At 37.6% G+C, this 11,832-nt stretch carries 10 protein-coding genes; 3 read left to right on the top strand and 7 right to left on the bottom strand.

Annotated features, from left to right (window positions below; all coding sequences use genetic code 11):
* Positions 1-29 precede the first annotated feature (29 nt).
* The 5 genes from BMW64_RS02635 to lpxK all read right to left on the bottom strand — a co-directional run bounded on the left by BMW64_RS02635 (position 30) and on the right by lpxK (position 5,174).
* Entirely contained in the window at positions 30-1,502 is a 1,473-nt protein-coding gene (locus BMW64_RS02635; RefSeq protein WP_089998283.1) for an alpha-amylase, read from the bottom strand.
* A gap of 46 nt (positions 1,503-1,548) precedes the next feature.
* Entirely contained in the window at positions 1,549-2,646 is a 1,098-nt protein-coding gene (dinB, locus tag BMW64_RS02630; RefSeq protein WP_089998282.1) for a DNA polymerase IV, read from the bottom strand.
* Between the two features lie 99 nt (positions 2,647-2,745).
* Positions 2,746-3,261 carry a TlpA family protein disulfide reductase gene (locus BMW64_RS02625; protein ID WP_089998281.1) on the bottom strand — a complete coding sequence of 172 codons (516 nt, stop codon included), beginning with the start codon at positions 3,259-3,261 and terminating at the stop codon, positions 2,746-2,748.
* A 79-nt stretch (positions 3,262-3,340) separates the two neighbouring features.
* Entirely contained in the window at positions 3,341-4,165 is an 825-nt protein-coding gene (locus BMW64_RS02620; protein WP_089998280.1) for a purine-nucleoside phosphorylase, read from the bottom strand.
* Entirely contained in the window at positions 4,149-5,174 is a 1,026-nt protein-coding gene (gene lpxK / locus BMW64_RS02615) for a tetraacyldisaccharide 4'-kinase (RefSeq protein ID WP_089998279.1), read from the bottom strand. The genes BMW64_RS02620 and lpxK overlap by 17 nt, the downstream gene beginning before the upstream one ends.
* 129 nt (positions 5,175-5,303) lie before the next feature.
* Here lpxK and truA point away from each other — a divergent pair, with 129 nt between their 5' ends.
* Positions 5,304-6,062 (top strand): tRNA pseudouridine(38-40) synthase TruA, encoded by a 759-nt coding sequence (truA, locus tag BMW64_RS02610; RefSeq protein ID WP_089998278.1) that lies wholly within the window; start codon positions 5,304-5,306, stop codon positions 6,060-6,062.
* A gap of 1,160 nt (positions 6,063-7,222) precedes the next feature.
* Positions 7,223-8,983 carry an ABC transporter ATP-binding protein gene (locus BMW64_RS02605; protein WP_089998277.1) on the top strand — a complete coding sequence of 587 codons (1,761 nt, stop codon included), beginning with the start codon at positions 7,223-7,225 and terminating at the stop codon, positions 8,981-8,983.
* A 254-nt stretch (positions 8,984-9,237) separates the two neighbouring features.
* Here BMW64_RS02605 and BMW64_RS02600 read toward each other — a convergent pair whose 3' ends face one another.
* Complete coding sequence (locus BMW64_RS02600; protein WP_177175223.1) at positions 9,238-9,909, bottom strand: CPBP family intramembrane glutamic endopeptidase; 672 nt, start codon at positions 9,907-9,909, stop codon at positions 9,238-9,240.
* A 288-nt stretch (positions 9,910-10,197) separates the two neighbouring features.
* Between BMW64_RS02600 and BMW64_RS02595 the strand changes: the two genes are divergently transcribed.
* A complete protein-coding gene (locus tag BMW64_RS02595; RefSeq protein ID WP_072883545.1) occupies positions 10,198-10,410 on the top strand; it encodes a hypothetical protein in 213 nt (70 codons plus the stop codon).
* A gap of 45 nt (positions 10,411-10,455) precedes the next feature.
* On the opposite strand, the gene BMW64_RS02590 is transcribed toward BMW64_RS02595, so the two are convergent.
* Positions 10,456-11,748 carry an MFS transporter gene (locus tag BMW64_RS02590; protein ID WP_089998275.1) on the bottom strand — a complete coding sequence of 431 codons (1,293 nt, stop codon included), beginning with the start codon at positions 11,746-11,748 and terminating at the stop codon, positions 10,456-10,458.
* Positions 11,749-11,832 lie beyond the last annotated feature (84 nt).

Genomic DNA, 11,832 nt, shown 5'->3' with positions numbered 1-11,832 from the left:
TAAATCAATGTCATTTGTATTTAATAATATTATTCTTCAATCCAGACACTCACATTTCCAGCCGGCACAGGAAAATTTCCCCATCCGTTTTCATCAATCGTTACTTTATCTTCAAATCTTCCGAGGGCATCATAAAAAGTTTTTCCGATATAGCGTTCGCCCATTTCCATAGGCTTTTCATAAGCGTCCTTATTGCTCAGAACGACTGCACATCCGGAATGTTCGTCATCTCCTTCCCGAACCCATCCCAGGCAATTGGCATCTTCGAAATAATCCCGCTGTTCGCCATATGCATGCTCTTTTCTTGCTTTAATCAGTTCTTCGATACCACTTACCTTATCCAGAAATATTTCCTGGTCATTGCCTTCTTTGTCTTTATCTACATAATGAGCACCATATAAATCAGGATAAAACACACAAGGATATCCGTCTTTCCGGAGCAGGATCAATGCATAGGCAATAGGCTTAAACCAGTTTTCTACCGGCGCTTCCAGATCCTGTAGAGGCTGTGTATCATGATTGTCAACCAAACTTACCGAATGAAGAGGATCAGCCTGTGTAAGGGTTTCATCAAAAATTCTGCGTAAATCATACGAACCGCCTTCATTCGAGGCATTATGAAAATTATTTTGTAATGAGCTGTCAAAAAGACTCATGCATCCTTCCGTAACATCAATATATTTTTGAAGTAGATTAAGATATCCCGGAGCCCAGTATTCACCAACTGCAAAAATATTCTTGCCGGAATTGGAACGAAGTAAAGTGAGCCATTCTTTATAAAAATCAAATGAAATATGTTTCAAGGCATCCAGCCTTACACCATCGAAGTCCGTTTCATCAAAATACCATTTTGCCCAATTGTTCAGTTCCTCTCTTACGAAGGGATTTCGATGTTCCACATCATTATACATCAGATAATCGTAGTTTCCTTTTTCATCATCGATCATTTCTTCCCAGTCGGTTCCGTATTCATTTTTAATTTTAAAGATATGGGAATCCATGCCTTCAGCGTAATCTACACCACTGAAACAGGTGTAGTTCCATATAAAATCCGAATATTTTTTTCCTCTGCCCGGAAAAGTAAACTTGGTGTAAGATTGTATTTCTATCTCATCGGAAATAATTTTGTCTCTGTTTTCTTCATCGACTTTCAGAGCTTTGAACGTTTCAAGCTCGTCTCCGCCTCCTTTGTGGCCAAGAACAATATCTACAATTACCTTGATATTAAGTTCTTTTAAAGCTTTGATGGCTTTTACATAATCTTCTTTTGTTCCGTATTTTGTAGGAATGGTTCCTTTCTGGTCAAATTCTCCAAGATCATAAAGATCATAGGCGTCGTAACCGATAGAGTGGCCGCCGGTAGCACCCTTATAAGCGGGAGGGAACCATACTGATGTAATTCCCAGGTCGGCCAGATATTTTGCGTTTTTTTCTGCTTCTTTCCATAGTTTTCCTTCTCCTTCAGAATACCAGTGGAAAAATTGAATCATCGTTTCATTCATAAAATTGTACAATTTGGTTACTACAATTTAATGAAAATTTTCGAGATTATTGATCATCAAATTCTTTGAACGGAATTTTTAGTTGAACGGATACCAGTTTTTTCTCCTCTGTATTGAGCTGCGACAGTGATAATCCCAACAAGCGTACAGGTTTGTCATACGGCCGGAGCTCCCATAGCTGCTTTCCTGTTGTGAAATACTGTTCAGCTGATGAGAAGTATTCTTCGCGTGTAATGCTGCGTGTAAAAAGGGAAAAATCTTTATATTTAATTTTAAGGGTGAGCATTCTGCCGAGAATATTATTTTTCTGAAGACGGTTCTGCAGCTCTTCACTGAGGCTTAGTAGTTTTTCATTGACCTGCTGATCATCGAAAAGATCCTCAAAGAAGGTTCTTTCTACGGCAACACTTTTCTGGATACGGTGAGGTTTTACTTCTGAATGATGAATTCCCCGGACAACATTATAATAATACGCGCCGGATTTTCCGAACAGCCGGGTAAGATCTTCAATCGATCTTTTCTTTAAATCTTTACCTTTATAAATCCCTAAACTAAACATTTTGTTAGCCGTAACTTTCCCTACTCCGTAAAATTTTTCTACCGGTAAATCTTCCAGAAAGCTTTCGACTTTATCGGGATGAATGGTCTTCTGTCCGTTCGGCTTATTGATATCTGATGCTACTTTAGCTAAAAACTTATTGATGGATATCCCTGCAGAGGCCGTTAACCCAGTTTGTTCAAAGATCTTCTGACGGATTTCCTTGGCGATTTGATTGGCAGATTCTATATCTTTTTTATTTTCAGTGACGTCAAGGTAGGCTTCATCAAGAGACAACGGTTCTACCAGGTCAGTGTATTCGTAAAAGATTTCCCGTATTTTTCTTGAAATTTCTTTATACCGCTGAAACCTTGGCGATACAAAGATAAGGTGAGGACATTTTTCTTTTGCCGTTTTACTGGGCATGGCAGAGCGTACTCCAAATTTTCGGGCTTCGTAGCTTGCCGCTGCAACGACGCCACGATGTTCTCCTCCGACCGCAATCGCTTTACCTTTCAGCGCGGGGTTATCATGCTGCTCTACAGAAGCATAGAATGCATCCATATCGACATGAATAATTTTGCGAAGGGGAAAAGAAGAATCCATACCGCAAAGATATGGATTCCTGTTATAGTGTACATTGAGAATTAAAGGTTGAGACTAAGGTTGAGATGATGATTAAAAACCTCAACCTCAATCTCAACCTCATTTTAAAAGCTTATCAATGGTTGCCTGGATATCGGGATCTTCCGGAGAGATAGCGTAATATTTGGCAATAGCAGACTTCTGATCAATGACCATATATCTCGGGATCCAGTTGAGGTCGATGTAATTATTGAAATCATTTTTCCAGCCGGAAGCAAACCAGTAATTTTCTTTGTCCTTCATCTCAAATCTTTCCAGGCTTTTGTCGAAACCTTCTTTAGAACGGTCTAATGAAAGGAAAACAAAATCAATATTTTTATTGTTATCTTCCAATTCTTTGGCTTTCGGAAGTGCTTTTAAACAATCTCTGCACCAGCCGGCCCAGAAATCAAGCACCAAAACTTTGCCTTTATGCTGATCCAGGATTTGTTGTATAGTGACGGTTTTACCTTCTTCGTCTTCTACTTTCTGAAGGAGTGCTTCTTTAGAAAAATTGGTTTTGAGAACCTTGGGAGTCTGCTGTGAGCAGCTTAACCCGAAAATTCCGATCATGAATAATAACAAAAGCTTCTTCATTTTAAAATCATTTCTGCAAATCTAAACAATGAAAAGCAATTAGAAAGTTATCGATGGAAATTTGTACTATTGAAAAATTCTATAATGACTGAGGATATTTTCTGACCAAACCTTTTACAACGGTTATCACGTTCGGCATTGCTTTATTGGCTGCATTCAGAACTTCTTCATGCGAAACGGAAAAAGCGATATCCGGACCGCCGAGATCTGTAATCACGGAGATTCCGAAAACATCCATTCCCATATGCCGGGCGACAATCACTTCAGGAACGGTACTCATTCCCACCATATCACCTCCAATAGCTTTGATCATTCCATACTCAGCGGGAGTTTCGAAAGTTGGCCCCTGTAGGGCTACATATATTCCCTGGTGAATGTTGATGTCGTTTTCAGAAGCAACCTTTTCAGCCACCGAAATCATCTTTTTGCTGTAGGCTTCGCTCATGTCAACAAATCGTGGTCCGAAAGAATCGATATTTCTTCCTCGAAGCGGATGTTCAGGCATCATGTTGATATGATCTTTAATGATGGCAATATCTGCAATTTTATATTCAGAATTCACTCCGCCAGAGGCATTGGAAAGAATAAGATGTTGTATTCCCAACATATGAAAAACCCTGATGGGAAAAACTATATTTTCAATAGAATGCCCTTCATAATAATGAAAACGGCCGCTCATCATCAGAACTTTTTTTCCTTCCAGTATTCCATAGATCAATTTCCCGGTATGGCCGGCTACCGTTGTCTGTGGGAAATCAGGAATTTCAGCATATTTCAGGATATGGATCGCTTCTACCTCATCCTGTAATTTCCCTAATCCTGAGCCTAAAACAATCGCAAAGTCGGGAGTTTCTTTGATGATACTCTGTATGAAATCTGCAGTTTTCTTAATTTTTTCCAACATAATCCAGAATGATTTGGTTAAATTCTTCCTTCCTGTCAATAATCACATTAATCGGCCAGTAATAGACGATATCTCTAAGATAATCGAAAGTCTTGAGACGTACATAATCCTTTTCGGTTGTTAAGATCAGCTTGTACTCGCCCAGTTTTTTATATTCGGCGACAATATTTTTAATGTCTGCTTCCGTAAAATTATGATGATCACGGAATTTCAGATGCTTTACCCTTTGGGAAAACTTGGCAAGATGATTCAACAATGGCTTCGGATTGGCAATTCCGGTGATGAGAAGAATATCATAATAATTCAGGTTGTTATCAGGAAGCATTTTTTCCTTACCATAAACATTTTCATCATAACCTATGGACGAAAAGAATACTTTTTGCCGTCCCGAAGGTCGTATCCGTGAGATATAATATTGTTTGGTTTCCTCTGTAAGTTCATCCGGGCATTTGCTTACCATGATGATATCTGCTCTTCCGGATCCCGATCTTGATTCCCTCAGATCCCCTGCAGGAAGCAAATAATCTTTAAAATACGGATCGTTGAAATCAGTCATCATGATGGTAAATCCTGGCTTAATCGCTCTGTGCTGCATCGCATCATCCAACACAAGAACATCAAGATCCATATCGGAGATAACTTTTTTAGCCCCGGGCACCCTTTCTTCCGAAACTGCAATCACAAAACGGTTTTTGAAGCGTTCAAACAGCTGCATGGCTTCATCACCCACCATTTTGTAGTTGCTCTCATAATTCGTAACAGCATAGCCTTTCGTAAGCCTTCCATAGCCCCTGGAAAGTACGCCGGTTCTGTAATGCTTAGATAAAAACTGAGCAAGATACATCACCATAGGCGATTTTCCGCTTCCGCCTACAGAAAGGTTACCGACACATATAATCGGTGTTCTGAATTTTGTCGACTTAAGAATTCCCAGATCATACATTGTGTTTCGGATACCCGTTACCATGCGATAACCTAGGGAAAAGGGATAAAGGTACCATCTTTTCATACCTTGCAAAAATAGGGAATTTCACATGGATTTAGCTTACTATGGTAGCTACTTTTAGAGATTTATTTTAAAAAATGTGTTAAAGATTATCATTTAATTAAAGTAATTTTGCAACGTTATTTTATTACAGTGAGGTATTTTATTGAATTTTCATATAACGGGAGAAATTATTTTGGCTATCAGATTCAGCCGAATGCGGTTTCCGTACAGGAAGAAATGGAAAAAGCACTTTCCACGATTTTAAGGGAGGAAATAAAAACCACCGGTGCAGGAAGAACGGATACCGGCGTGCATGCTAAGAAAATTTTCGCTCATTTTGATACGGAAAAGTTGCTAGATCAGGATCTTCCCAGAAGATTAAACAGCTTTTTACCTCCCGATATTTCTGTTAAAAGAATATTTCAGGTAAAAGATGATTTTCATGCCCGTTTCGATGCCACTTACAGAACGTATGAATATTATATTTCCCTGGAAAAAAATCCTTTCACGGAAGATTCTGCCTGGCAGCACTGGAGAAGGCCTCTTGATATCAATCCAATGAATGAAGCCTGCAAGATTCTTTTTGAATATGAAGACTTTACCAGCTTTGCCAAACTTCATACCGACAATAAAACCAATCTCTGCAAAATTTATAAAGCAGAGTGGGAGCAGGGGGGAAGTGAATTGAAATTTACCGTTTCGGCCAACCGTTTTCTGAGAAACATGGTGCGTGCTATCGTCGGAACCATGGTGGAAATAGGTGCCGGAAAATTAAAACCCGAAGATCTCCGAACCGTTATTGAGAATAAAAATAGAAATTCTGCCGGAACGTCTGCCCCTGCTCATGGACTCTATCTTGTGGATGTTGGGTATGATTTTGATTTGAATTTTAAAGATTCTGGTTTTTAATGCAAAGGCATTTTTGATTGTTGAGGATTTGAACACGAAGTTCGCGAAGATTTTTTAACTACTAACTGCTTTTAAGTTTCACAAAGCCGTTTCACTTGAATAAGCTCACGAAGTTTTATGTTAGTGCCAAGATCTTTTGGGATCGCGAGGTCATTTAGTCCTTAAGAGACCTTGTTTAATGATCCGTCTGCGTATTTTACTATTCTTTTGAGGCTTTTTAATTCGTGAGTGCGGTTATTCAGATCTTGTGTGGGGTTCTTTACGCCTTCCCGGAAGTAATTCTATCATCCGTAGGTGTTGTTTACTCATCCTGCAAGTTTTGTGACCTATCTGGATAGGTTGCGTGATGCTTCGGTCGGGTTAGAGATCCCTCGGCATAGGTGATGAACGTCTCGGGAGCCGTAGATAACGTCTCCATACCCGTATAAGACGTATAAATATAATTATAAAACTAGTCTTTATATATGTAAGACGAATATTTATTTATCTTATACATCTACTGATATATGTAATACGTCAGTTGATCTAAGTAAGACGTATATCAATATATATAAGACGTATACGTATAGGTCTAAGACGTATAATTTGGGAAGCCGATCTCAAATTATTATAGATGATATACCACCCACTATACATTTTGACTCTTGTATTTCGAAAATAAGTGATACACCTTTGTTTATCTTATTTTCAAATGGTTACATTAATTTTGTATGTCTTTGTGTTTAATTATCGCCAGATCAGATAATGCTTTCTTTATCTAATAAAAATAAATTCAGGCATTTCATTTAAAAAGTAAAACAAAACTATATAATAAACTTGTTCAAACTATTTTCAGAATTAACCGCAAAAGTTGCAAAGATAATCACAATGAAATGATTGTATATTTAAAGTTTTCAAAAGGATAAAAATCGAAGATTTTTTTAAGCTATTGTAATCTTTTTCATTTGTAATTATCAACTTTAAATAAAAATTGAGCTCGTCTTTTGCAACTTTTGCGGTTATATAAAAGTTTAAACAGCAATAATAAATAAACCATCTATATCATAAATAAGAGCCATCTGAATTTTTCATGAGTATTTAATAAACTTATAAAGATTGTCAAATTTTAAAGTCTTATTTTTGCATAGAATTTTAATATCATTCTTTCTTCAATTCGTACAATGAAAAAACAAGATACCTGGGGGATCATCAAGAGACTGTTCTTTATCGGAATGAAGTTCCGTTCATGGTTCATCCTTACGCTGATCATCTCTATCATACTGGCAATAGTTTCTACTTACAGGCCTTATCTTACCATGGAAGTGGTGGATAATGACATCACCAAACTGCAGGATAAAGCTTTAATGATGAAGCATATCTACATATTGGTAGGGCTGGTATTTGCCGAAACCGTATTAAATTTCTTCCTGGTCTATTTTTCCAATTATATTTCACAAAATGTAATCAGAGATATCAGGCAGAGACTTTATCATAAACTTATTTATTTTAAAACATCATTTTTCGATAAAACGCCAATCGGACAGCTGGTAACCAGAGCTGTTGGAGACGTGGAAACAATAGCCACCGTATATACAGATGGTTTCCTGATGGTTTTCGGGGATGTTCTGAGAATTGTTTTTGTATTGGTCATGATGTTCAGCACCAATGTACATCTGAGTTACATTACCCTTGCGATTCTTCCTTTAATGGTGGTTATTACCAGGTTTTTCCAGAAAAGACTTAAAAAAGCATTTGGAGATGAAAGAAACTGGACTTCCAACCAAAACTCTTTTGTTCAGGAAAGACTGGCCGGGATGCCCATCATCCAGGTATTCAACAGACAGGAATCAGAATTCAAAAAGTTTGATCAAATTAACATCACACTGAAAGAAGCATTGCTGAGAACAGTCTTCATTTTCTCCTTATTCTTTCCCGTGGTTGAACTGATCTCTTCACTTTTCATCGGATTTATCCTTTTCTATGGTGGATATATTACGATCAGTGCAGGTGTTGTAATTGCATTTATTCAGTATATTTCCATGCTGATCCGCCCTTTGAGACAGATCGCGGATAGATTTAATAATATTCAGAGAGGTATTGTAGGTGCCGAAAGAGTGTTGGGATTGATGGATGAAGAAAACTCAATGCCAAATACCGGAACTGTTCAAAAAGATCATTTTGACGGAAAGATTGAATTCAGAAATGTACATTTTGCTTACGACGAAAAGCAGGAAGTATTAAAAGGAATCGATTTTAAAGTGAATCCTGGGGAAACTGTCGCCATTGTAGGAGCTACCGGTGCTGGGAAATCAACCATTATCAGTCTCATCACTAGATTATATGATATTAATTCCGGGAATATTCTCATTGACGATGTTGACCTGAAAGATTATGAGCTGTATTGCCTGAGAAGTCATATTGGGGTAGTATTGCAGGATGTATTCCTGTTTCATGGAAGTATTTTTGAAAACCTTTCATTTGGTGACGATACCATTACTCTTGAACAGATCAAAGCCGGTGCGAAGGAAATTGAAGTGGATGAGTTCATCGAAAGTCTTCCGGGAGGATACGATTATGTGGTGAGTGAAAGAGGATCTTCCATTTCTCTCGGCCAGAGACAGCTCTTGTCATTCCTAAGAGCTTATCTTTCCGATCCTAAAATTTTGATTCTGGATGAAGCGACCTCGTCGATAGATCATGAAAGTGAAAAACTCATCCAAAGAGCTACAGAAAAGATTACAAAGAACCGAACTTCGATTATTATTGCCCACAGGCTTTCTACGATTGAAAAAGCAGATAAGATCATCGTCATGGAACATGGTAAAATTGTAGAAGAAGGTAAACACCTTGAGCTGCTGGACAAAAACGGATATTATGCTACTTTATACAAAGCCCAGCTGAGACATGAGGTAGAACTGGAGGAAGAGGAAAGTAAAAAGTAATTTAAATAAGACAAAACAAGAGGTTAAAATCAATTGATTTTAACCTCTTGTTTTTATTTGATATCATATTGCTTCTGCAAAATCTTTAAAAACTCCTGCCTGGAAATTCCTTTTTCTGATTTGAAGCTGATGTTGATCAAGCCTTCATCTGTACTCAACTTGTCTTTACCGTAAATATAATCAAGCAAATCCTGAAAGTGGTATTGTTTTGCTTCAATCCGGTAAATTTTCTTATCGGTTATCTGTGTGTCAAATTAAATTGGTTGGCTGCGGCTAATAAAGACTTGATGTTCAATCTTCAGATGGTAATTTGAAGTGTTATTTATAAAAGTAGGCGTAAATAAAAGAAAAACTGAAGGAACAATGATAGCGAATAATAAGTTCCAGGTGGCATGGTAGAGCATGCTGCAGAAAATATTTAACCTTACTCTGATATAGCTTAAGATAAGACCGCCGGATAATTGCGAAATGATAATTAATGGAGATAAAGCATAAAATTTCCACGAATCATTCACATAATTTTCCAGATGTACAAATCCAAACAGGAGTGAGGAAATATAAACAAGAAAAGGAAAGACTCTCTGCCATTTTTCTCTGGTGATCGCTTTTGAAAATAGTTTTCTGTATCGCAGGAAATAACGGAAAATAAATTCTTCAATCAAAGGCGCGAGCAGAACCGTTAAGAACAGAGCGTCAAATAATGTAAGATATTTAAATGTCTCTGTTTCTTTTACAGTGATGAATTTTTCAGCAATATAATTAGCCGGAAATACAAAGATCAACAAAAAGATAATTTCAAAAAGGAGCAAATTAAAAAGCAGAAAAAACTTTTGAAGGGATGTGCGTTTTATCTGAACATCATCTGGTTTTTTTATAAATTCTAAAAGATCTACAGCATCGCTTTTGAGCTTGACAAAATAATTCACGGAAATTTTTATTAATAAGTTTTATAAAAAGACGTATTGTTACAGGGTGTTTGTAAGATAACCGGAAAAATATTGTTTAATTTTTAGGGTGGATCTGAAAATTATTTAATTGGTATAAATTTTGTTAAAATGATTTTTATATGAATGAAGTATTGAGAAAATGTTAAGTAAATATGATATTTGTATCGAAAAATTCATTATCTTTATGCTGAATTTAAGATAGACCCCCGGATTTTGGTAGGGTGTTTGATATAAAAATGTAATTTTAATTAAAATCCAAAAATATAGATGAAAAATATCCAAGACGAATTTCAGGTTTTTAAAGATGAATTGAGAAAGTTGAATATCGAAGTTCAGAAAGTGGTGAAAGTGGGGAACGGCAGTATGGATTTCCACGAGGTATTTTACAAATCACCGAGATACGAAGATGTAAAGAGCGTATATGTCCAGCGACATAATCTGGATAATATTCTCCAGAAATTTAAGCAAGCCTATCATTAATACAGCCGCGGCTCAGAGAATCTGAGCCGCGGAATTTTTTATATTTTAATCCTGATCAAGGGAAGAGGTCTTCTTCGTGTCTTTCATACGCGAATAAACAACAAACGAAAAGAAGATGCAGGCAGTAATGTACCAGTAAAAGTAATGTTCCACATTTTGCTGCTTACACCACAATGCGATATATTCTGCAGTTCCTCCGAAGATGGCCACTGTTAAAGCATAGGGAAGGCCGACTCCCAAAGCTCTTACTTCCGAAGGGAAAAGCTCGGCTTTTACCACAGCATTTATTGAGGTGTAGCCACTTACAATAATCAGTGCCGACATGATCAGGAAAAAAGCACCCCACATGGAAGTGGTTGTACTTAATGCATTCAGCAGGGGATATGTAAATATGGTTCCCAGAATTCTGAAGCTTAATAATAAAGGTCTCCTTCCGATACGGTCTGACAAAGCACCGAAAACAGGCTGAAGGCAGGCAAAGATAAATAATGAAATAAAAGAGATTAATGTAGATTCTTCTTTCGTAAGATGAACGGTATTAACCAAAAACTTCTGCATATAAGTAGTATACGTATAAAATGCCAGTGTTCCGCCCAAGGTGAGTCCTACAACGGTAAGCAAGGCTTTAGGATGCTTTAATAATTCTTTAATGGTACCTTTTTTATTTTCACTGACGCTTTTTTTATTTTCGAAAGCTTCAGTCTCATGAAGGTTTGATCTTAAATACAATGCAATTACGGAAAGTATGGCACCGATCACGAAAGGAATTCTCCAACCCCAGTTTTCCAGCTGACTTTCTGTGAGTAAAAGTTTCTGTAAAATCAGCTGAATGCCTAGGGCGATCAGTTGTCCTCCGATCAGCGTCACATATTGAAAGCTGGAATAAAATCCCCGTCGGTCGGAGGTCGCCATCTCGCTGAGGTATGTTGCTGAAACACCGTATTCTCCGCCAACGCTTAGTCCCTGGAGCAATCGGGCAATCAATAACAACAGAGGTGCGAGAACACCTATTGTATTATATGTTGGAGTAAGTGCAATCAGTAATGATCCGAAAGACATTAATAAAACCGAAAGTGTCATCGCCTTTTTTCTTCCGATCCGGTCTGCAAGGCTTCCGAAGAGCCATCCTCCGACGGGGCGCATAAGAAATCCTACCGCAAAAATTCCGGCCGTGTTGAGAAGCTGTGCCGTCATATCAGAATTTGGAAAGAAGGAGTTTGAAAAATAAATGGCAAACGCTGCGTAAGCATACCAGTCGTACCATTCTACAAGATTTCCTATCGAGCCGCCCACAATTGCTTTGATTCGCTGGGCTGTGGTGATTTGAGACGTTTTCATCCCGGAAAGATATTTCTTTTTAAATAAATACAAAACATGCTTTATCAAACTTTAAGATATAAAAAGCCGTCGCAGGGACGGTTT

It is taken from the genome of Chryseobacterium taichungense, from assembly GCF_900109935.1.
Taxonomy (GTDB): domain Bacteria; phylum Bacteroidota; class Bacteroidia; order Flavobacteriales; family Weeksellaceae; genus Chryseobacterium; species Chryseobacterium taichungense.
This window is presented reverse-complemented; position numbering and strand designations above follow the sequence as displayed.

What these genes read in the sequence shown, in the direction of transcription:
- lpxK (WP_089998279.1), bottom strand. Translation starts at nt 5,174, where the DNA reads ATGAAAAGATGGTACCTTTATCCCTTTTCCCTAGGTTATCGCATGGTA.
- BMW64_RS02635 (WP_089998283.1), bottom strand. Translation starts at nt 1,502, where the DNA reads ATGAATGAAACGATGATTCAATTTTTCCACTGGTATTCTGAAGGAGAA.
- BMW64_RS02620 (WP_089998280.1), bottom strand. Translation starts at nt 4,165, where the DNA reads ATGTTGGAAAAAATTAAGAAAACTGCAGATTTCATACAGAGTATCATC.
- BMW64_RS02595 (WP_072883545.1), top strand. Translation starts at nt 10,198, where the DNA reads ATGAAAAATATCCAAGACGAATTTCAGGTTTTTAAAGATGAATTGAGA.
- dinB (WP_089998282.1), bottom strand. Translation starts at nt 2,646, where the DNA reads ATGGATTCTTCTTTTCCCCTTCGCAAAATTATTCATGTCGATATGGAT.
- BMW64_RS02605 (WP_089998277.1), top strand. Translation starts at nt 7,223, where the DNA reads ATGAAAAAACAAGATACCTGGGGGATCATCAAGAGACTGTTCTTTATC.
- BMW64_RS02625 (WP_089998281.1), bottom strand. Translation starts at nt 3,261, where the DNA reads ATGAAGAAGCTTTTGTTATTATTCATGATCGGAATTTTCGGGTTAAGC.
- BMW64_RS02590 (WP_089998275.1), bottom strand. Translation starts at nt 11,748, where the DNA reads ATGAAAACGTCTCAAATCACCACAGCCCAGCGAATCAAAGCAATTGTG.